Below are 19723 nucleotides of genomic sequence, written 5' to 3' on the forward strand. Positions count from 1 at the left end.
CTGAAGAATATTCATCAATGTCCGAGGCGCTGCGCCCATGAGCTAACAGCATCTTCAATCAATGCATGGGCATGAATAAAGGCGGCCTTTCCTTGACGATACGGATCCTGTATTTCTCGCTCGCTCTGCCACTTGCCGAGCAGAAAAACTTTGCCCCTGGCATGAGAGGCAATCTTCAGTACTTGTTTTACATGCTCTTTTTCCATGACCAGAATCAAGTCTGATTCATTGACGATGTCCGGTGTAATTTGCCGTGCCTTAAACCCTTGGGCGTTGTGTCCGTGGTCTTCCAGAACCTGGAGGGCCGACGGTTCCATGGCCTCGCCAACCCGCGCGGCAAGCCCCGCCGAGGTCACCGTGATCGTTGAAGGGGCCAGCGCGTTACGCAGCAAAGTTTCTGCTGTCGGACTTCGGCAGATATTGCCCACGCAGACGACAAGGATCTTTCTGAACAAGGTTACTTTCCCGTGTAATATCAATAGGCCAACATATCAAGTGGGCTTTAGTGAACCCACAAGACCTTGCGGCACTGAGAAATAGATTCGCCCTGTTAATACAAGTGCATTAAGTACCACAGCCCCCAAAAGCCACCCAACCAGAATTACCGGACCAAAAATAACTGTGATTTTCCGGAACTGGCTACCTGACAAAAAATAACATTCGTGCACTTCGAACCCTCGCGAGCATCGAAATAAAAGTGACAAGTCAACGATTGGAAAATGTCATTACCCGCCAGGAGAACAGGCATGAAATCAGCACGTTTCAAACAGCTCACTGCCTCAACCCTGTTAATGCTTGGTGCAGCCAGTCAGGTTTACGCCAGTGACTTGTTCCCCGTACTTGCCGCCAACAAAACCATCGGTGTCCAGGTGAAGATCCAGACCTTCTCCCCCACCGACGCCGAGCAGATCAAGGCCGCAGGCTTCGGATTCGTGCGCTTTGGTGTATGGACCAACAGCCTGGGCGGCGCGGCGTATCAAAAGCAGATCAGCGATGCCTTCGCCGCGGCCAAGTCCGCCGATCTGCCGGTACTGATGACCGTACGCTCGACCAAGGCGCTGACCTCCACGCCCGACAACACCAGCGAACTCGTTGCTGCCGGCGAGTCGTTCGCCAGTTCGGTGAAGGGGCTGGAGCAGTCATACGGCGCGCAGCTCGTCGCGATTGAAATATGGAACGAACCGGACCTGGCGAAGTACTGGCCAACCGGAAATCTCGACACGACCTTTGTTCCGTTCATGAGTGCCCTGTGCAAGTCGCTGCAGGACAAACCGCAAGCGACGCCGCTGATCGGCTTTGGCTTCGCCCGGCCACCGAGTGCTGGCACGACGTCAGCATTGGCGCTGAACAAAATCGTCAGTGAATACCCCCATTGCCTGAGTGCGATCTCTTATCACCCCTATGGCATGTCCGGCGCGCAGATCAGCAAGACCCAGGCGTTTATTCAGCAAAACTTCCATCTACCGGGTGTCATCAGTGAATGGGGCGTGCCCTCCCTCAGCTCAAACGGCGGGATTGAAGCGCAGGCCAGCAAAATCAGCACCTTCATCGCCGACGTCAAGAAGCTCGACATCCCGCTGACATCGATTTACGAGTGGAAAAACAGTGAAACGGGCAGCAACGATCGGGAGAGGAATTTCGGTTTCCTGACCTCCGACGGCCAAGCGAAACCGGCGAAAATGGCAGCCTCTACCCAGTTGAATCCGCAGTAGGACGTGCGTCCACGGGACGCTGACGGTCAGTTGCCTGGAACCTGTGCCGCGTTTTGGCATCGTATTCATCGATACCAGGCCCCGCCTTTCAAACAACCGTTTTCAGGTTGTTGCCGCAGGGGCCGTCGATACACGTACACGCCCTTGAGTGGCTGTCAGCGCTCGGGTAATGTCATCAGATCCATAGGACAGAGCACGCCCATGACTTCCAAGCTGGAACAACTCAAACAAATGACAACCGTGGTTGCCGACACCGGCGACTTCGACGCTATCGCTCGCGTTAAACCCGTGGACGCCACCACCAACCCTTCCCTGCTGCTCAAGGCCGCGGCCATTCCGGCCTATGCCGAGCTGCTGAACGCCTGCGTCAATGACTGCAAGGGCGATGTGGGCCTGGCCAGCGACCGTTTTGGCGTGGCCGTGGGGCAAGAAATCCTGAAAGTGATCCCGGGCCGCATTTCCACCGAAGTGGATGCGCGCCTGTCGTTCGACTCCGATGCCATGCTCAAGCGTGCCCATCGCCTGATCGAGCTGTACGACAAGGCCGGTATTGGCCGCGACCGCGTGCTGATCAAGATCGCCTCCACCTGGGAAGGCATCCGCGCTGCCGAGATCCTGGAAAAGGAAGGCATCCAGACCAACCTGACCCTGCTGTTCTCCTTCGCCCAGGCAGCCGCCTGTGCCGACGCCGGGGTGTTCCTGATTTCGCCGTTCGTTGGCCGGATCTACGACTGGTACAAGAAAGCCAACGGCAACGACTACACCGGCGCGGATGATCCGGGCGTGCAGTCGGTGACGCGCATCTACAACTACTACAAGGCCAATGACTACAAGACCGTGGTCATGGGGGCGAGCTTCCGCAATCTGGGCCAGATCGAACAACTGGCCGGCTGCGACCGCCTGACCATCAGCCCGGACCTGATCGACAAGCTCGCCGCGGATACCGGCAAGCTGGAACGCAAACTGGCGCCCGGCCAAGCCGGTGAAGCGCGCCTGAGCCTCAACGAATCGCAGTTCCGCTGGCTGTCCAACGAAGATGCGATGGCGACCGAGAAACTGGCCGAAGGCATTCGTCAGTTCGCGCGGGATCAGGAGAAGCTCGAGGCGTTGTTGCAGGCCAAGCTGTGACCTGAGTGGGTGTAATGCAAAAAGGGCGAACCCTCACAGGTTCGCCCTTTTTTGTATGTGTGGTGACTGTCAGGACGCCATCGCGAGCAAGCTCGCTCCTACAGGGGGTCAATGGCGTTCGAGCGCATTCACCAGGTCATGGAAGGCTTCACGATTGGTATCGTTCAGCCCCATGAGTATCTTGTGCGCTTCGAGCACCTTGATCCGCACCACTTCTTCGGACTGATCCTGGTCTGGCAGGTCGTCCAGGCATTCCGGGCACGGCACCGGCTTATCAACGATGTTGAACACCTGCTCGAAGCCCATGGACTGCAACAGACGCGTGATGTCTTCGTGGGTGGTGACGACGGTCGGCAGCAGGCCGACCTTCTGCCGCGACAGGATCGACAGCTTGGCCAGCAGGCCAAGCGTGGTGCTGTCAATGCTGCGGGTTTCGGTCAGATCGATCACAATCGTGTTGAAATTCAACGCGCTGAAGATCCGCTCAATAGTCGCATCCAACGCCGAACACAGGGTCAGGCGAACTTCACCGACGAACTTCAGGACGAAGGTGCCATCCTGCTCGGCGAACTGGATTCTACCGGTACTCATCAAAGATTCCTGCTCAACACCAACAGGGCGATATCATCCGGCATCTCCCCTAGCGTGGCCAATCCAAAAACCTGCCGCAACCCATCCAGGGTGCCGCCCGCAGCCTTGACCCGTTGGGGCAACGCCGCCTCTTTTTCTTTGAGTGTGGGTTCTGGCAAAAGGTCCAGAATGCCATCAGACATCAGCGTCAGGCTGAACGTCGGTGGCAGTTCCAGCACGTGGTCTTCATAGGTGGCTTCGTTGAAGAGGCCCACCGGCAGACCACGCCCTTCCAGATAACGAACACTGTCTGGCGTGTACAACACTGGCAACGGCAGATGACCGCCGATGCTATAGGTCAACAAACCGGTCTCCTCGTCGATGACTCCACCGACCATTGTGACGTGTTTACCCAGCTTACAACTGATCAGGCCCCGGTTGATATGACCAAGAACCTCTGAAGGCTTGAATTCCGGCAAGGTGCCGCTGCGCTTGGATTCGAACAGCAGGCGCGTGGTCATGAACTTCAACAGCACGGTGACGAAGGCTGAAGAGGCACCATGACCGGAAACGTCCGCCAGGTAGAAGGCGACCCGGCGCTCGTCGACCCGGAAGTAGTCGACGAAATCACCCGACAGGTACAGCGACGGGATGATCTGGTGAGCAAACTTGAACTCGTCGATGGTCCAGGGGCTGACCGGCAGCATGTTCATCTGCACCTGACGACCGGCGTTCTGGTCCTCCTGGAGCAGGTTCAGGCTGGCTTCGAGCTCGCGGTTGGCCTTCTCCAGCTTCTCGCGGTAGCGCTGGTTCTCCAGCAGCAGGCGCGCACGATCCAGGGCCCGGCGCACAGAGTGCTCGAGCACGGCCAGATCTTCGAGAGGCTTGATCAGGTAGTCCGCCGCGCCCAGGCGCAGGGCCTCGACCGCGTCGTTCATCACGCCGGCACCCGACACCACGATCACCGGGGTTTGCGGCGACCGTTCGGTCACCTGGCGAATGAGTTCGAGTCCGCCCATCTGCGGCATGCGCAGATCGCAGATGACCAAGTCGGGCTTGTCTTGCTCGAATACCTGAAGACCCTGCTGACCATTGCTGGCCTGCAAGACGCTGAAACCACTGTCTTCCAAATAGGCGGCGAGGCTCGCGCGCACTACTTCGTCATCATCGATTATCAGCAGCGTGGCACTGGTTTTTGGCATGTGGGCAAACGGCGCCAGAATTAGGTTGGCGTAGCAGGCGGGGACTTTGGCCCGGCGCTGACTACTGGATTCGCTTTCTAGCCTCTCTGTCGCACCGCTTTCGGGCATTTGCCCTACACACGTGTACACCAGAGGTGCCCTTCTAAGGCGCAGACGGTACTCCCATCCGCCGGGCGTTTCAAGCTCACGCCGATGGTCGCCTGACGTCTTTATTTGTCAAATCACCGAGAGTTATAAGAACAGGCAAATCCGTAACCCAATGGAAGGTTCGAAGCCATAAGTCAAACCCCTCGGGACTACAGCGAAAAGCGCGATTTCATCCGCATGCGGGTCTTTGCAGACAAAAAAGGCGGCCTTTGATGGCTAATGCCAGTCAGTTAAGCTGACTGGCATTTTTATTTTTGATCGGATACTTCGGTGATTTCAGCCGAATCGCCCGAGGATAAACGCGCTCCTCACGTCGATGCGGCAGCACGTAGTGCGGCGCTGAAGCATGAAGCTCGGCCAAATACTTGGGGATGTTCCCGGAACGGTCGGCCGAGACGCTGTTGATAAACCCGAGAATCGCCCAGGTACACGCGGTAAAGCTCATTTCGCACGGGTAAATACCAGGACAGTGGCGACTCATTTCCACCATCTGATAGCGCAACAAGTTGTAGCCCAACAACACGCCCCACAACTCTTGCTCGATCATCTCGGGTGTCTTGCTGCGCAGCGTATAACTGCTGTTGAGCAGCGTCTGCTTCATTTCCCGAAAGCCTAATTCGATTTCCCAGCGCTGGCTGTACAGATCAACGATCTCGTCGGAAGGAAAACGCAGCGGGTCAGCCATTGAGGTCAGAATCTGACACACCTTGCCCTTCACGGTTTTGCTCAGCAGTCGCGCGGTCAGCCGCTCCGGCAACCCAGGCCATTGCTTGCGGGCCTGCGGCGAAGTGCTCAGCGAAACAATCGCATCCTGGCGCCCCAAACGCTGGATCACCTCGTACTGCGAGCCTTTTTTCAGCGGCATCAGCCAGTGGCGTTCGACGCCTGCCTGCTGCCACTGATGCAGTAAACCTAACGAGTAAAAACCACGATCAAACAGCGTCAGCGAGTGATCGGGGGTGGTTTCGATCAGTTGCTCGGCCAGTTTCATTTCGTTGCTGCGGTAGCCGTCAAACGCACTTCCAATCAGCAAATGGCTGGTCAACTCCATTTGGCAGACCATGCGCACCTGAGGAAAACCGGTGTCGCCGTGCTGGTTGCTGGCGGAATCATAGCGCGCCCGATTTTCCGGCGTGTCGGGCGTGCGCCAGACAACGCCATCGACGCCCAACAAACGCAAACCGGCCCAAGTCGGATGACTGGCCGCCTCATGCCAACTTTTCTGGGTCAAATCGAAGACTTGTCGTACAGCTTGACGGGCCTGGACTACGGCGCTGGGGGCCACCAGCGGGCGCTGGCCCGGCAACATGATGTTCATGCGACTGACCACATCCCAGGCCGACATGCGCCGGAAGAACGCCATGGAGATCACGCACCAGAGCATCATTTCCAGCGGCAAACGACGCTTGCGCAGCGTCGCCACACCGGCTTGTTCAAGCGCCTGTTCGACCAAAGAAGGATCGAGCAAGGCATCCAATCCCTCGATGGCGTTGGGGGTAGAGGCGATGTTGTGGGTCAGTTCCAGTGCCCGAGCGAGACGCATAAAAAAATCCGATGCCAGTACAGGCATCGGATTTTGATTTCTTGCGGCCAAAGGTCAAGCGAGAAGGCTTAACTGATCGGCATTAGCCTTTGATGGCCGCCTTTTTCAGTTTACCGGTCGAGATCAAAAATCGTCTTCGACCTGACCGTCTTTGACCTTGAACTCACGGTTCTGCAAGTACGCATTACGGATGAAGGTGTACTTGTCGCCGGTGATCAGCTTTTCGCTCGACAGCAGGTTGGCACGGGTATCGATGATGTCCAGGGCATAGAACGAGTTACGCACAGGCACGTCGTTTACGTAACGATAAGCACCGGTATAGCTGTCGACGTACTTGGACGGCGCATCACGCAAGGTGCTTGGACCCAGCAGGGGCAGCATCACGTAAGGGCCGCTGCCGACACCCCAGTAGCCCAGCGTCTGACCGAAGTCTTCGTCATTGCGCTGCAGGCCCATTCTGGTGCCGACATCGATGACGCCCAGCAAGCCGAAAGTGGTGTTGAAAATGATTCGCGCGGTATCAACGCCTGCGGCATGCGGTTTGGCCTGCAGGATATCGTTGGCCAGGTTGCGCACATCGCCGATGTTCCGGAAGAAATTGTGAACACCGTCTTCGACAAACTGCGGCGTCACGTACTGGTAGCCCTGGGCCAGGGGCTTCAGCGCGTAGGTGTCGATCACGTCGTTGAACTTGTAAATCGGGCGGTTGATGCTTTCCCAAGGATCATCTTCCGAGGCTGCCTGGGCAACGAACGGAACCAGCATCGCACTGGCGCATACACAAATCCTGGCTAGATGATTGCTCCAGCGCATAGAAAAAAACTCCTTGGTTTGTACTGGCTCGGGCACTTGGCCCAGGCAATAAGTGGGCAAGTATAAGACGTAAACGCCGTTTAACGCACTTTGCACGAGATTCACACAGACACAATCGTGCCAAGTGTGAGCGATTCACATCCATGTCATTCAACTGTCACCGTCGCCCACTAGCCTTCAGGCTATTTCAGGGACGTCCACATGCCGCTCGCCGAAGCCTTGCCCCAAACCGCACCCCGCCTGACCGCCGTCCTGTTCGGCCTCAGTGGCTGCCTGGTGGATTTCGGCGCGCACACGCACCGGCACGGCAGCCACTCGGCCGAACACGCCGAGGCCACACCCGGCGCACTGGATAGCCTGCGCAGCTTGCAGCGCCAGCAGATCCCCTGCGCCTGGCTCGATGAACTGCCCCCTGCCCTCAGCCAATCCCTGGCCGCGGCGCTGCCGGAATGGATCAAACCCTCGCAACATCCAGCAACAAACAACCCATGGCCCGCCCCGAATGCCTGCTGGCAAGCCTTGATGACCCTGAACGTCGAGCGACTCGACGGCTGCGTACTGGTGAGCGGCGAACCCCGCTTGCTGCAAGCGGGGCTCAATGCCGGGTTGTGGACCATCGGCCTGGCGTCCTGCGGCTCGCTGTGCGGGCTGGCGCCCGAGCAATGGCAAGCGTTGACCCCACAGGAGCGCGACATCAAACGCGCCAAGGCGACGATGCAACTGTTCGGCCTGGGCGTGCATTCAGTGATCGATCACCTCGGTGAACTCGACACCTGCCTGGCCGATATCAGCTTGCGTCGGCTCAAGGGCGAAAAGCCCTGACCGAGATCATGCACGTTGGGCGCGAGTGGATTAATCTAAAGGTAAGCCATCGACCTTTGGCCTGCTGCCATGGTCTATGCCAGTGCCTATCGATAAAAGGAAGAACGCCATGCCTGCCCGCGAACTGCAAGAACAGCTCAATGCCCTGCGCGAGCAATTGGAACAGAATCCTCCATTGTCTGAAGCCGAACGCGCCGAGCTACACGAACTGATGCAACAGATCGAGTTGAAGCTTGAGCTGGAAACCAAAACCCAGGATTCCAGCCTCGCCGATGGCGTCAACCTGGCCGTTGAGCGCTTCGAACTCGAACACCCTACCCTTGCCGGCACCCTGCGCAACATAGGGCAGGCCTTGGCCAACATGGGGATCTGAACCCTCCTGATGCAAAAAAGCCCCGCTGGTGATAGCGGGGCTTTTTCATATCTGAAAATACATTTCCCTTGTAGGAGCGAGCCTGCTCGCGATGAGGCCGGCACATCCAACATCAATGTCGCCTGATACTCAGCCATCGCGAGCAGGCTCGCTCCTACAGGGTTTCGTTACTGGCGGACCAGGCGATGGTTCGGCAACTGCACCTCTTCAGTGCTGCGATACGGGTTGATATCCAGCCCGCCACGACGCACGTAGCGCGCATACACCGTCAGTTTCTCCGGCTTGAGCAACCGCTGCAGGTCAAGGAAGATCCGCTCCACGCACTGTTCATGGAAGTCCGAGTGCTGGCGGAAGCTGACGATGTACTCGAGCAGGCTCGCGTGATCCAGCGCCGCGCCACGGTACGCCACCGCCACGCTGCCCCAGTCCGGCTGGCTGGTGACCGGGCAGTTGGACTTGAGCAAATGGCTGTGCACGCTCTCTTCGACAATGCGCGAATCATCGCAACGCAGCAGTTCCGGCCGTGGATGCTCATAGTTGCTGACGCTGATATCCAGCTCATCGATGCACACGCCCGGCAAGGCCACGACGCCTTCGCTCTCGACATCCTGGAGACTGCGGATACGCACGCCCACCGGCTTGCCGGCAGCCGCCGACAAGTCCTTGGCCAGCGTCGCCTCAAGGCTCGCGGTATCGACAAACGGTGTCTGATTAAGGGAGTTGAGGTACAGCTTGAACGACTTCGACTCGATGATGTTCGGCGAATCCGCCGGAATGCTGAATTCGCCGATCGCGACCACCGGCTTGCCCGACGGCAGCAGCCAGGACAGTTCGAAGCAGTTCCAGAAGTCCACGCCTTTATACGGCAGGGTTTGCGCCGTCAGGCCCAGTTCCGCCCACTTCGCGGTGCGCGGGATCGGGAACAGCAAGGACGGCGTGTAGGTGGCGATGTATTCGCTGGACTTGCCCAGCGGCGAATGTTCGGCTGCGGGATGCATGGCGGAAACCTGACTGAAGAATCAGCGGATTCTATCAGCCTTTGCTCCCGCCTTTGAGTGCTTACTGACTGACAGTCAATTTGCCGACCATGCCGGCCTGGTAATGACCGGGGATGTTGCAGGCAAACTCAAGGCTGGTGGCCTTGCTGAAGGTCCAGGTCAGCTCGGCAGTCTTGCCCGGTTCCACCAGCACGCTGTTGGGGTCGTCATGCTTCATGCCGTGGTCCATTTTGCCGTGATCCATGCCGGCCATGTTGCCGTGGTCCATTGCCTTCATGCCGGTGGGCGTCAGCATGCCGCTCTGTTGCATCTGCAACATTTCCTGCTGGTGTTTGGCGTGCATCGCCGCATCCCCCAGGTTGAGCTCATGCAACAACTGGCCTTTATTGACCAGCACGAAGCGCACGGTTTCCCCGGCCTTGATCTCGATGGCCTTCGGCGTAAAGGACATGTCCTCCATCACCACCTCTATACTGCGGGTCGCCTTGGCCGCCGGGGCCGGCTGACCGAAATCGTAGGTATGCCCGGCGTCCGCCAACACCGGTGAACTCAGCGCCAGCAAACAAACGATTTGCGCCACGGATTTGCGTAAAAACATCGTCATACTCCAACAAGATAAGGCTCAGCATGGGCAAAACTCTAAACTGCTGCCACTGCCCGCAACCTGACAGCCAGATTACAACTTTGTCAGGTTGCCCTGTGCCAATGCTTGCCACGGTATAAAGCGTTCGTTCCACTTGCCATGAGTCGCCCATGAAACTGCTGATTGTCGAAGACCAACCGAAAACCGGCCATTACCTGCGCCAGGGCCTGGCCGAGGCCGGGTTCAACACGGAACTGGTGGCCGATGGCACTACCGGCCAGCAATTGGCCCTCAGCGGCGAATATGCCCTGCTGATTCTTGATGTGATGCTGCCGGGTCGTGATGGCTGGCAGATTCTGCAAGCAGTGCGCAGTGCCGGCCTGGACACGCCGGTACTTTTTCTGACCGCCCGTGACGCCGTGGAGGACAGGGTTCACGGCCTCGAACTGGGCGCCGATGACTATCTGGTCAAGCCGTTTGCCTTCTCCGAACTGCTGGCCCGGGTCCGCAGCCTGTTGCGTCGCGGCAGCGCCACGCCCCAGGAGACCAGCCTGCAACTGGCCGATTTGCGCCTGGACCTGATCCGGCGCCGGGTCGAACGCAGCGGCCAGCGTATCGACCTGACCGCCAAGGAATTCGCCCTGCTGGAAATGCTCCTGCGCCGCCAGGGCGAAGTCCTGCCCAAATCGCTGATTGCGTCCCAGGTCTGGGACATGAATTTCGACAGTGACACCAATGTCATCGAGGTGGCGATCCGGCGCCTGCGCCTGAAGATCGACGATGATTTCCCCAACAAGCTGATTCACACCGTGCGCGGCATGGGCTACGTCCTTGAAGAGCGCCCCGCCTGATGCGCCGTCTCTCCTTGAGCAGCCGCCTGGCGCTGCTGTTTGCCGCGTGCACCGCCGTGGTGTCGTTGTTCGCCGGGGTGCTGTTCAGCCGCGCCAGCGAGGCGCACTTCGTTGAACTCGACCAGCAACTGCTGGACGGCAAGCTGATTGGCTTGCGTCGGGCCCTGCACGACCTTCAGTCGAGTGAAAGTGAGGTGAAACTGGCCGAAGAGTTGAGCCGGCAGGCTGACCTGTCCCTGCGAATCACCGGCAGTGACGGCCAGCGCTGGTATGACAGCTCGACCAACATTCCCCAGGCATTGCCGCACCAGCCAGGATTGTCGACGGTGAGCCATGAAGGCATGGATTACCGCGTGCTGAATGCACCGCTTTTCGCGGGCAAACCCGATTCACCGCAACTGACCCTGCTGCTGGACATCACCCACCACCAGCACTTTCTGCAACGCATGCAGCATTTGATCTGGCTGACCGTCGGCCTGTCAGCCCTGGCCACCGCACTGCTGGGCGCCTGGGCGGCACGCAGCGGCTTGCGCCCGTTGCGGCGGATCAGTGCGGTGGCCAGCGGTGTTTCCGCGCAATCGCTGAACTCGCGGCTGCCTGAAGAAAACATGCCGCCGGAACTGGCGGAAATGTCCCACAACATCAACGCCATGCTCGGACGCCTCGACGACTCGTTTCAGCGCCTGTCCGCGTTCTCCGCCGACATCGCCCATGAATTGCGCACGCCACTGTCGAACCTGCTGACCCACACCCAGGTCACCCTCACCCGCCCTCGCCCCATCGAGGACTACCGCGAAGCCCTGCACAGCAACCTCGAAGAGCTGCAATGGATGGCGCAACTGGTCAACGACATGCTCTACCTGGCGAAAGCCGATCACGGGTTGTTAATGCCCAAATGCGAGCCACTGGAACTGGCGGAGGAAGCGGATCTGCTGCTGGAGTTCTTTGCACCATTGGCGGAAGACGCGCAGGTAAAACTGAGTCGTGACGGCAATGCCCGCATCGAAGGTGACCGCAGCATGTTGCGTCGGGCGTTGTCGAACCTGCTGGACAATGCGCTACGGTTCACGCCGGCCGATGGCGAGGTTCGGGTGCGTATCGTCGATCAGCCAAAACAGTTGCGCCTGACCGTTGAAAACATGGGCCAACAGATTTCCGAAGATCTATTGCCGCGCCTGTTTGACCGGTTTTACCGGGCCGATCCTGCGCGTCGTGAAGGCAGTAGCGAACATGCGGGACTGGGACTGGCGATCACCCAGTCGATCATCCGTGCCCATGGCGGGCAGATTCGTTGCGAATCGGAGAATGGGTGGACGCGGTTTGTGATCGAGTTGCCAAGGGGAGATTGAGACCAGCAGTACCGGCCTCTTCGCGGGCAAGCCCGCTCCCACAGTGTTTTGTGGCGTTCACATAATCTGTGTACGACGCAGATCCCTGTGGGAGCGGGCTTGCCCGCGAAAGCGATCTTGAAGCTTACGAATAGCGCAACGCATGAGCCGGCTCGATCTTCGCCGCCCGCCAGGCCGGGTAAACCGTGGCCAGGAAGCTCATGACAAACCCCGCCGTGCAGATCAACGCCACATCCGCGCCTTGCAGCTCGGACGGCAGGTTGCTGACGAAATACACGTCGGAACTGAAGATGTGCTGCCCGCTGACCCGCTCGATCCAGCCCACGATCTGGCTGACGTTCAGCGCGGCAATCACGCCCAACACACCGCCAATCAGGGTGCCGACAATGCCGATCACCGTGCCCTGCACCACGAAGATCGCCATGATCTGCCGTGGCGTGGCGCCGATGGTGCGAAGGATCGCGATGTCCGCGCCCTTGTCGTTCACCACCATGATCAGGGTCGCGATGATGTTGAACGCCGCCACCGCGACGATCATCAGCAACAGCAGGCCGATCATGGTTTTTTCCATTTTCATTGCGCTGAACAGGCTGCCCTGGGTGTGGGTCCAGTCGTCAGCCTTGTAGGCGGCGCCCAGCCCCGTGGCGATGTCGCTCGACACTTGCGGCGCGGCATACAGGTCCTTCACCGCCAGGCGCACGCTCTGCACCTGATTCGGCTCCCAGTGCTGCATCTGCGCGGCATCGGCCATGTGGATCAGCGCCATGGTGCCGTCCAGTTCGGCGCCCACCTTGAACACGCCGACCACATTCAGCCGCTGCATGCGCGGGGTGATGCCGCCCGGCGCATTGCTGACTTCCGGCACGATCAGGGTGATCTTGTCGCCGACGTTCAAGCGGAAGCGGCGCGCCGTGATCTCACCGATCACCACGCCGAATTCGCCCGGTTTCAGGGCTTCGAGGCTCCCCTGAACGATGTGCTTGGCGACGATCGACACCTGGCCTTCCAGCGCCGGGTCGACACCGCTGACCTGGATTGGCTGCATCGTGCCCTTGTAGGACAGCATGCCCTCCATCTCGGTGAACGGCACCGCCGCCGTCACTTCCGGGTTTTTCATCGCCGCCGCTGCCACGGGCTTCCAGTCATCAATCGGATTGACGCCGACGATGGTGGCGTGGGGCACCATGCCGAGGATGCGCGAGCTCATTTCGCGCTGGAAGCCGTTCATCACCGACAGCACCACGATCATTGCCAGCACGCCGAGGGCGAGGCCGATCATCGAGGTCATCGAGATGAAGGAAACAAAGCGATTGCGGCGCTTGGCGCGGGTATAGCGCGTGCCGATAAAGATCGATAACGGTCTGAACATTCGCTGGGGCACCGTATGGAAATAAATGACCCGACGCCTTTCCAGGCATCGGGTTTCAGCCAATCAGATAGGAGTGAGGCAACCTTCCTGCAAGTGCAGGACGCGGTCCATCTGGCGGGCCAGGTTCATGTCGTGGGTCACCACCAGGAACGCCGTGCGCATCGAGGTGCTGAGCTCCAGCATCAAGTCCTGGATCCCCTGGGCGGTGTGGGAATCGAGGTTGCCGGTCGGCTCGTCGAGCATCACCAGGCCCGGATTGTTTACCAGGGCGCGGGCGATGGCCACGCGCTGACGCTCACCACCGGACAATTCGGCCGGCTTGTGCTCCAGGCGATGGCCCAGCCCTACCCGCTCCAGCAACGCCGTGGCACGCTGACGCGCTTCGGGGATCGCGGTCTTGCCGATCAGCAGCGGCATGCAGACGTTTTCCAGGGCGGTGAATTCCGGCAGCAGGTGGTGGAACTGGTACACGAAGCCGAGGGCGCGATTACGCAGCAGGCCGCGTTTCTTCTCGCTCAGCGCCGACAGTTCTTCACCGTCGAGCCAGACGCTGCCCTTGGTCGGCGTATCGAGGCCGCCCAGCAGGTTGAGCAAGGTACTTTTGCCCGAGCCCGACTTGCCGACAATCGCCACACGCTCCCCCGGGTGCAACTCCAGTTGCAGGCCGGCCAACACTTCCACCGATTCCGGGCCTTCCTCGTAGGACTTGCCCAGGCTGCGGCAGCTCAAGATTGCTTTATCACTCATGCCCGACTCACTCATAACGTAGCGCCTCCGCAGGCTGGGTGCGCGCGGCACGCCAGGCTGGATACAGGGTGGCGAGGAAACTCAGGACCAACGCCGCGGAGCAGACCATCACCACGTCCTGGCTCTGCACCTGCGACGGCAGGTAATCGATGAAGTACACGTCGGCGTTGAGGAACTTGTGCCCGATCAGGCCTTCGAGGGCCGAGATCGCGGCGCTGACGTTCAGCGCGGCAAAGATCCCGACCACGGCGCCAATGGCCGTGCCGACCACGCCAATGACGGTGCCTTGCACCATGAACGTGCGCATGATCGTGCCCGGCGTGGCGCCCAGCGTGCGCAGGATCGCGATGTCGCCCTTCTTGTCGTTCACCACCATCACCAGCGTGGAAATGATGTTGAACGCAGCGACGGCAACGATCAGCAGCAGCAACAGGCCGATCATGGCTTTTTCCATGCGGATCGCCTGGTACAGGTTGCCGTGGGTGCGGGTCCAGTCGCGGGCGTAGAAGCGGTCTTCGCCGAGGTCGCGGGCGATGCTCCACGCGGTGCGCGGCGCCTGGAACAGGTCGTCGAACTTCAGGCGCAGGCCCTGGACCTGATCCGGTTTCCAGCGATGCAGCCGGGCCAGATCCTGCAGGTTGGTGACGCCAAGATAGCCATCGAGCTCACCGGCGCCGACATGGAAGATGCCAACCACGGTAAAGCGCTTCATGCGCGGGAACATCCCGGCCGGGGTCACGGTGACTTCCGGGGCGACGAAGGTCAACTTGTCGCCGATGGCCGCACCGAGCTTGGCCGCGGCCTTGTCGCCGATGACGATGCCGAACTCACCCGGCACCAGGTCGTCGAGTTTTCCCTGGGTCATGAACTGATCGATGATCGACACCTGGCGCTCTTGCGCCGGGTCGATGGCATTGAGCAGGACTTTCGAGACCTTGCCGTTGTTGGTCAGCAAGCCCTGCATCTGCGTAAACGGCGCCACGGCCGTTACCTGCGGGTTCTGCTTGACCTTGGCGGCCAGGCTTTGCCAATCGCTGATCGCCTCGCCGGACTCGATGGTCGCGTGGGGCACCATGCCCAGCACGCGGGTGCGCATCTCATGATCGAAGCCGTTCATCACCGACAGCACCACGATCATCACGACCACGCCAAGGGCGAGCCCGATCATCGAAGTCAGGGAAATGAATGACACAAAATGATTGCGACGCTTTGCACGGGTGTAACGCGTGCCGATAAATACGAAGAGAGGTCTGAACATGTCGGGGCTTGTTCGGAGGGAAAAGGAACGTCCTTGTGGCGGGGGTCGATAACCAGCTTTACACTCAGACCACCGCCGCTACCATGGGTTCGCCATGTCGACATTAGATGAAGAAGATCGCCGCGAATACTACCGTATCGAGGATACGATCGCACTGGAAATTCGGCCCCTGTCCGCTTCTGAAGCCACAGGCCAGGAAGTGTTGCAGGATGCGTCCCCACTCTTCAACTTGCTCAGCGAACTGCACCTGAGCGAATTCGAGTCGCAACACCTGTTGCGCCAGATCAGCGAACGCGACCGCACGACCGCCGCATTCCTCAAATCCCAGAACAAACGCATCGATTTGCTGAGCCAGGTCGTCGCTCTGACAGTGCTCGGGCAGATTGGCGAACCGCAGCCGGTGATCATCTCCGAAGGCGGCATCGACTTTCAGCATCCCTCGCCCATTGCCGCCGGCGCACGCCTGTCGGTCAAGCTGGTGCTGATGCCACAAGCCCTGGGCCTGCTGCTGCGCGCCCGCGTCACCCATTGCGACCGCAAGGGCGATGGCTATGACGTCGGCACCGAGTTCGAACACCTGACCGACGCCCAGCGCCAACTGCTGGCCCGCCACATCTTGCAAAAGCAGGCCCAGGAACGACGCCTGGCCCGCGACCAACTCGAATCAGGCAATTAATTTAAGGAAGAACCGTGACCCTCATCTACGGCCATCGCGGCGCCAAGGGCGAAGCACCGGAAAACACCCTGACCAGCTTTCAGGAATGTCTCAAGCACGGCGTGCGTCGCTGCGAACTGGACCTGCACCTGTCCATGGACGGCGAGTTGATGGTCATCCACGACCCAACCCTCAAGCGCACCACTGACCGTCGCGGCAAGGTCGTCGAACACACGGCGGCCGAGCTTGTGACGTATGACGCACGCGAGGGTGGCCCGGGCTGGATCAAGCCGTGCCCGATTCCGACGCTGGAACAACTGTTCGAGAAATGCGACTTCGATCACTGGCAACTGGAAGTCAAAAGCGCATCACGGATGCGTGCCGCGACCACCGTGCTGGCGATTCGCGAAATGGTCCAGCGTCATGGCCTGATGGACAAGGTGACCATCACCTCGAGCTCCCGTGAAGTGCTCAAGGCTGCGCTGGAACTGGTGCCGGACGTATCCCGCGGGCTGGTGGCCGAGTATGCCTGGCTCGACCCGCTGAAGGTCGCGGCCAGTTATGGCTGTGAGATTCTGGCGCTGAACTGGACCCTGTGCACGCCGGAACGCCTGCAAAGGGCGCAGCGTCAGGGGCTGCATGTGTCGGTGTGGACAGTCAACGAGCCTGCGCTGATGCGCAGACTCGCCGACTTCGGCGTTGACAGCCTGATTACAGACTTTCCCGGTTTGGCCACCGCCACGCTCGAGAATTGCTGAAATCGGTCTCCCCGGCCGGCTCAGGCCACCGGCCGGAGCCCGTCAAAAAAGCCGGTTGAGGCCATCGTACGCGGCTACCCGATAGGCTTCGGCCATGGTCGGGTAGTTAAACGTGGTGTTGACGAAGTACTTCAGCGTGTTCAGTTCGCCCGGCTGGTTCATGATCGCCTGACCGATGTGCACGATCTCCGACGCCTGATAACCGAAGCAGTGAACGCCCAGTACTTCCAGGGTTTCACGGTGGAACAGGATCTTCAGCATGCCTTGCGGCTCGCCAGCGATCTGCGCCCGCGCCATGCTCTTGAAGAAGGCCTTGCCCACTTCGTACGGCACCTTGGCCTGGGTCAGCTCCTGCTCGTTCTTGCCGATCGAGCTGATCTCCGGAATGGTGTAGATGCCGGTTGGCACGTCATTCACAAAGCGCCAGCTGCCGTTATCGACAATGCTGCCGGCGGCCGAACGGCCCTGGTCGTGGGCAGCACTGGCCAGGCTCGGCCAGCCGATCACGTCACCGGCGCCGTAGATGTTCGGCACGCAGGTGCGGTACGCCTCGTCGACTTCGATCTGGCCACGACTGTTGACCTTCACGCCGATGTTTTCCAGACCCAGCTGATCGGTGTTGCCGGTACGACCGTTGCACCAGAGCAAGGCGTCGGCCTTGATCTTCTTGCCGGACTTGAGGTGCAGGATCACGCCGTTGTCCACGCCTTCGACGCGGTCGTAGTCTTCGTTGTGGCGAACCGTGATGTTGTTGTTGCTGAAGTGATAACTCAGGGCCTGGGAAATTTCCGAGTCGAGGAAGCTCAGCAACTGGCCACGGTTGTCCACCAGTTCGACCAATACACCCAGGCCGCTGAAGATCGAGGCGTATTCGCAACCGATCACGCCGGCGCCGTAAACGATGAGTTTGCGCGGGGTGTGGCCGAGGCTGAGGATGGTGTCGCTATCGTAGATACGCGGGTGGTGAAAATCGATGTCCGCCGGGCGATAAGGACGCGAACCGGTGGCGATGATGATGTGCTTGGCCACCAGTTTCTCGACCACACCGTTGGCGCAGACCACTTCGATGGTTTGCTCGTCGGCGAAGCTGCCGGTGCCGAAGAACACGTCGACGCGGTTACGGGCGTAATAGCCGGTACGCGAAGCGACTTGTTTGGAGATGACTTTCTCGGCGCTTTTCAACACGTCCGGGAACGAGAACCAGCGCGGTTCACCAATGGCCCGGAACATCGGGTTGGTGTTGAATTGCATGATCTGCCGCACCGAGTGACGCAGTGCCTTGGACGGGATGGTGCCCAAGTGAGTGCAGTTGCCGCCGACCTGGCGACGGCTATCGACCATCGCCACCTTGCGCCCTGCCTTGGCGGCGTTCATTGCCGCGCCTTCCCCCGCCGGGCCGGAACCCAACACCACCACGTCGTAGTTGTAGACAGCCATGCGTACTCCTCAGAACAGGCCGCGGCACCCTCGGCACCTGCGGCTAAATCACGCCAATGCGTGGCATGAAGGAACAATTTGGGGCCAGTGCAGAACCCGGACACAGTCTATAGAAGCGTCAACGCCGCGCACATTAACCCTTGGTCGCGTCGTAGGCTACTTTTGCCTGCGCTACAACGCCAGTTTTCAATGCTCAAATCGCCGAAATCATTCGGTTTTTTTGCCATTGAGGCGTTCAAAAGCGTGACTGCTGCGTGTGACGAAACCTGTATCGGCACGAATCACAAAAAATGCGCCGATATCGTGTTTTTCTGCGTAGTCCCAACCGCGCTCCGGGCCGAGAATCAGCAACAGCGTCGATAAGCCATCGGCCATCAACGCGGAAGGATGAATCACCGTGACCGACGCCAGGTTATGTGAGACCGGCGCACCGGTGCGCGCATCAAAGGTGTGGGAAAAACGCTGGCCGCCCTGCTCGAAATAATTCCGGTAGTCACCGGAGGTGGACAGGCCATAGCCGTCAACAACAATGATGCGCTCGGCCACCTGCCGATCATCCCGAGGTTCTTCCAGGGCGATGCGCCATGGCGAACCGTCAGCCTTCTTGCCGGACGCCTTGAGCTCGCCCGTCGCCTCGGCGAGGTAGTCATGGATGCCCATCGCCTCGAGTCTTGCGGCAATCGTGTCCACCGCATAACCGGCGGCGATGCTGTTGAAGTCGACCTCGACGGCGGCGTCCTTGCACAACCGGTCGCCCTCGATGCGCAAGTGTTCATGGCCGACGCGCTTGCGGACTTCGGCGAGGGCTTCGACGGTCGGGACTTTTTCCCCGCGGGCCTGCGGACCAAATCCCCAGAGATTGAGCAACGGCTCCACCGTCAGATCGTAGGAACCATCGCTTTGCACTGACAGTTGCTCGCCCACGCGGACCAGTTCGAGGATCGACGCCGGCATAACCTGACAGCCGTCGGCCGGCAATGCATTGAAGCGCTCGATGTCCGAGTCGCTGCGGTAGGTCGACATTTGCCGGTCAATGTCAGCGAGGATCCGCTCGACCTGGACGCGGACTTCGTCCGGCGCCGGAAGGCCGGCATGGCGCACATACTTGATCGAATAAGTGCTGCCCATGGTCGGGCCGCCGAAGGTTTCCAGAGTGTCGCCGCTGCCGCAGGCGGACAGCATGATGATCAGAGCCCCAAGGCCATGCAGCCGCCATTTCAACAAATCCCGCATCTCCAAGAATCCCTGACACGCCGCCAAGGCCAGCCATTATGCGACAGAACCGTGGGAGCGAGCCTGCTCGCGATGAGGCCAGTCCGAACAACACACCCCTCAACCGACAAAAGCAGCACAATCGGCATAGGGGGCGGCCTTCACAGGCCGCTCCCCTGCCACACCACCCGGCATG

Annotated in this window: 20 protein-coding genes and 1 pseudogene; 9 read left to right on the forward strand and 12 right to left on the reverse strand. The window is 59.8% G+C overall.

What is annotated here, in order from left to right; all coding sequences use genetic code 11:
• Nucleotides 1–14: 14 nt before the first annotated feature.
• Nucleotides 15–455 (reverse strand): low molecular weight protein-tyrosine-phosphatase, encoded by a 441-nt coding sequence (locus AC3IX1_RS18885; RefSeq protein ID WP_489385349.1) that lies wholly within the window; start codon nt 453–455, stop codon nt 15–17.
• Nucleotides 456–746: 291 nt separating this feature from the next.
• On the opposite strand from AC3IX1_RS18885, the gene AC3IX1_RS18890 reads away from it, so the two are divergent.
• Together AC3IX1_RS18890 and tal are read left to right on the forward strand one after the other, a co-directional pair.
• Nucleotides 747–1712 (forward strand): glycosyl hydrolase family 5, encoded by a 966-nt coding sequence (locus AC3IX1_RS18890; protein WP_489385350.1) that lies wholly within the window; start codon nt 747–749, stop codon nt 1710–1712.
• A gap of 201 nt (nt 1713–1913) precedes the next feature.
• Entirely contained in the window at nt 1914–2840 is a 927-nt protein-coding gene (gene tal / locus AC3IX1_RS18895; RefSeq protein WP_489385351.1) for a transaldolase, read from the forward strand.
• Nucleotides 2841–2948: 108 nt separating this feature from the next.
• Here the strand turns inward: tal and rssC are convergent, their stop codons facing one another.
• On the reverse strand, nt 2949–3431 hold the full coding sequence (gene rssC / locus AC3IX1_RS18900; protein WP_046038063.1) for an anti-sigma factor antagonist RssC: 483 nt from the start codon (nt 3429–3431) through the stop codon (nt 2949–2951).
• Complete coding sequence (rssB, locus tag AC3IX1_RS18905) at nt 3431–4612, reverse strand: two-component system response regulator RssB (protein WP_056722032.1); 1182 nt, start codon at nt 4610–4612, stop codon at nt 3431–3433. Before rssB ends, rssC begins: the two co-directional genes overlap by 1 nt.
• 276 nt (nt 4613–4888) lie before the next feature.
• Between rssB and AC3IX1_RS18910 the strand changes: the two are divergent.
• Nucleotides 4889–4954, forward strand: a pseudogene (locus AC3IX1_RS18910) (PilZ domain-containing protein); the annotation flags it as partial.
• A gap of 31 nt (nt 4955–4985) precedes the next feature.
• On the opposite strand, the gene AC3IX1_RS18915 reads toward AC3IX1_RS18910, so the two are convergent.
• Together AC3IX1_RS18915 and AC3IX1_RS18920 are read right to left on the reverse strand one after the other, a co-directional pair.
• The gene (locus AC3IX1_RS18915; RefSeq protein ID WP_489385352.1) at nt 4986–6302 is read right to left on the reverse strand and encodes an IS4 family transposase; all 1317 of its coding nucleotides are present in this window, start codon (nt 6300–6302) and stop codon (nt 4986–4988) included.
• Nucleotides 6303–6425: 123 nt separating this feature from the next.
• On the reverse strand, nt 6426–7115 hold the full coding sequence (locus AC3IX1_RS18920; RefSeq protein WP_489385353.1) for an MlaA family lipoprotein: 690 nt from the start codon (nt 7113–7115) through the stop codon (nt 6426–6428).
• A 201-nt stretch (nt 7116–7316) separates the two neighbouring features.
• On the opposite strand from AC3IX1_RS18920, the gene pcrP reads away from it, so the two are divergent.
• Entirely contained in the window at nt 7317–7937 is a 621-nt protein-coding gene (pcrP, locus tag AC3IX1_RS18925; protein WP_489385354.1) for an HAD superfamily inactivated hydrolase PcrP, read from the forward strand.
• Between the two features lie 109 nt (nt 7938–8046).
• Nucleotides 8047–8310, forward strand: a complete 264-nt coding sequence (locus AC3IX1_RS18930) for a DUF4404 family protein (RefSeq protein ID WP_008053327.1) — start codon at nt 8047–8049, stop codon at nt 8308–8310.
• A 167-nt stretch (nt 8311–8477) separates the two neighbouring features.
• Here the strand turns inward: AC3IX1_RS18930 and queF are convergent, their stop codons facing one another.
• Together queF and copI are read right to left on the reverse strand one after the other, a co-directional pair.
• Nucleotides 8478–9308 carry an NADPH-dependent 7-cyano-7-deazaguanine reductase QueF gene (gene queF / locus AC3IX1_RS18935; RefSeq protein WP_489385355.1) on the reverse strand — a complete coding sequence of 277 codons (831 nt, stop codon included), beginning with the start codon at nt 9306–9308 and terminating at the stop codon, nt 8478–8480.
• Between the two features lie 61 nt (nt 9309–9369).
• The gene (gene copI / locus AC3IX1_RS18940; RefSeq protein ID WP_489385356.1) at nt 9370–9906 is read right to left on the reverse strand and encodes a copper-resistant cuproprotein CopI; all 537 of its coding nucleotides are present in this window, start codon (nt 9904–9906) and stop codon (nt 9370–9372) included.
• Between the two features lie 155 nt (nt 9907–10061).
• Here copI and AC3IX1_RS18945 point away from each other — a divergent pair, with 155 nt between their 5' ends.
• Both AC3IX1_RS18945 and AC3IX1_RS18950 read left to right on the forward strand, forming a co-directional pair.
• A complete protein-coding gene (locus AC3IX1_RS18945; RefSeq protein ID WP_489385357.1) occupies nt 10062–10742 on the forward strand; it encodes a heavy metal response regulator transcription factor in 681 nt (226 codons plus the stop codon).
• Nucleotides 10742–12091 carry a heavy metal sensor histidine kinase gene (locus tag AC3IX1_RS18950; RefSeq protein WP_489385358.1) on the forward strand — a complete coding sequence of 450 codons (1350 nt, stop codon included), beginning with the start codon at nt 10742–10744 and terminating at the stop codon, nt 12089–12091. The genes AC3IX1_RS18945 and AC3IX1_RS18950 overlap by 1 nt, the downstream gene beginning before the upstream one ends.
• Before the next feature lie 124 nt (nt 12092–12215).
• Here AC3IX1_RS18950 and AC3IX1_RS18955 read toward each other — a convergent pair whose 3' ends face one another.
• The 3 genes from AC3IX1_RS18955 to AC3IX1_RS18965 form a co-directional block, all read right to left on the reverse strand.
• Nucleotides 12216–13460, reverse strand: coding sequence for a lipoprotein-releasing ABC transporter permease subunit (locus AC3IX1_RS18955; protein WP_008053334.1), 1245 nt, complete (start codon nt 13458–13460; stop codon nt 12216–12218).
• Nucleotides 13461–13523: 63 nt separating this feature from the next.
• Nucleotides 13524–14207 (reverse strand): lipoprotein-releasing ABC transporter ATP-binding protein LolD, encoded by a 684-nt coding sequence (lolD, locus tag AC3IX1_RS18960; RefSeq protein WP_173677889.1) that lies wholly within the window; start codon nt 14205–14207, stop codon nt 13524–13526.
• A gap of 7 nt (nt 14208–14214) precedes the next feature.
• Nucleotides 14215–15465, reverse strand: a complete 1251-nt coding sequence (locus tag AC3IX1_RS18965) for a lipoprotein-releasing ABC transporter permease subunit (RefSeq protein ID WP_150724712.1) — start codon at nt 15463–15465, stop codon at nt 14215–14217.
• A gap of 94 nt (nt 15466–15559) precedes the next feature.
• Between AC3IX1_RS18965 and AC3IX1_RS18970 the strand changes: the two genes are divergently transcribed.
• Together AC3IX1_RS18970 and AC3IX1_RS18975 are read left to right on the forward strand one after the other, a co-directional pair.
• On the forward strand, nt 15560–16141 hold the full coding sequence (locus tag AC3IX1_RS18970) for a PilZ domain-containing protein (protein WP_489319066.1): 582 nt from the start codon (nt 15560–15562) through the stop codon (nt 16139–16141).
• 14 nt (nt 16142–16155) lie between these two features.
• On the forward strand, nt 16156–16878 hold the full coding sequence (locus tag AC3IX1_RS18975; protein ID WP_489319065.1) for a glycerophosphodiester phosphodiesterase: 723 nt from the start codon (nt 16156–16158) through the stop codon (nt 16876–16878).
• A 42-nt stretch (nt 16879–16920) separates the two neighbouring features.
• Here the strand turns inward: AC3IX1_RS18975 and sthA are convergent, their stop codons facing one another.
• A complete protein-coding gene (gene sthA, locus AC3IX1_RS18980; RefSeq protein WP_007984277.1) occupies nt 16921–18315 on the reverse strand; it encodes a Si-specific NAD(P)(+) transhydrogenase in 1395 nt (464 codons plus the stop codon).
• Nucleotides 18316–18522: 207 nt separating this feature from the next.
• The gene (locus AC3IX1_RS18985; protein WP_489385359.1) at nt 18523–19548 is read right to left on the reverse strand and encodes an FAD:protein FMN transferase; all 1026 of its coding nucleotides are present in this window, start codon (nt 19546–19548) and stop codon (nt 18523–18525) included.
• Nucleotides 19549–19723 lie beyond the last annotated feature (175 nt).

Source organism: Pseudomonas sp. KH_046_2 (genome assembly GCF_057838985.1).

Coding starts and splice junctions, on each gene's coding strand:
- sthA (WP_007984277.1), bottom strand. CDS start 18,315: ATGGCTGTCTACAACTACGACGTGGTGGTGTTGGGTTCCGGCCCGGCG.
- AC3IX1_RS18985 (WP_489385359.1), bottom strand. CDS start 19,548: ATGCGGGATTTGTTGAAATGGCGGCTGCATGGCCTTGGGGCTCTGATC.
- AC3IX1_RS18920 (WP_489385353.1), bottom strand. CDS start 7,115: ATGCGCTGGAGCAATCATCTAGCCAGGATTTGTGTATGCGCCAGTGCG.
- AC3IX1_RS18955 (WP_008053334.1), bottom strand. CDS start 13,460: ATGTTCAGACCGTTATCGATCTTTATCGGCACGCGCTATACCCGCGCC.
- rssC (WP_046038063.1), bottom strand. CDS start 3,431: ATGAGTACCGGTAGAATCCAGTTCGCCGAGCAGGATGGCACCTTCGTC.
- AC3IX1_RS18965 (WP_150724712.1), bottom strand. CDS start 15,465: ATGTTCAGACCTCTCTTCGTATTTATCGGCACGCGTTACACCCGTGCA.
- pcrP (WP_489385354.1), top strand. CDS start 7,317: ATGCCGCTCGCCGAAGCCTTGCCCCAAACCGCACCCCGCCTGACCGCC.
- AC3IX1_RS18890 (WP_489385350.1), top strand. CDS start 747: ATGAAATCAGCACGTTTCAAACAGCTCACTGCCTCAACCCTGTTAATG.
- tal (WP_489385351.1), top strand. CDS start 1,914: ATGACTTCCAAGCTGGAACAACTCAAACAAATGACAACCGTGGTTGCC.
- lolD (WP_173677889.1), bottom strand. CDS start 14,207: ATGAGTGATAAAGCAATCTTGAGCTGCCGCAGCCTGGGCAAGTCCTAC.
- AC3IX1_RS18915 (WP_489385352.1), bottom strand. CDS start 6,302: ATGCGTCTCGCTCGGGCACTGGAACTGACCCACAACATCGCCTCTACC.
- AC3IX1_RS18950 (WP_489385358.1), top strand. CDS start 10,742: ATGCGCCGTCTCTCCTTGAGCAGCCGCCTGGCGCTGCTGTTTGCCGCG.
- AC3IX1_RS18945 (WP_489385357.1), top strand. CDS start 10,062: ATGAAACTGCTGATTGTCGAAGACCAACCGAAAACCGGCCATTACCTG.
- rssB (WP_056722032.1), bottom strand. CDS start 4,612: ATGCCAAAAACCAGTGCCACGCTGCTGATAATCGATGATGACGAAGTA.
- queF (WP_489385355.1), bottom strand. CDS start 9,308: ATGCATCCCGCAGCCGAACATTCGCCGCTGGGCAAGTCCAGCGAATAC.
- copI (WP_489385356.1), bottom strand. CDS start 9,906: ATGTTTTTACGCAAATCCGTGGCGCAAATCGTTTGTTTGCTGGCGCTG.
- AC3IX1_RS18970 (WP_489319066.1), top strand. CDS start 15,560: ATGTCGACATTAGATGAAGAAGATCGCCGCGAATACTACCGTATCGAG.
- AC3IX1_RS18930 (WP_008053327.1), top strand. CDS start 8,047: ATGCCTGCCCGCGAACTGCAAGAACAGCTCAATGCCCTGCGCGAGCAA.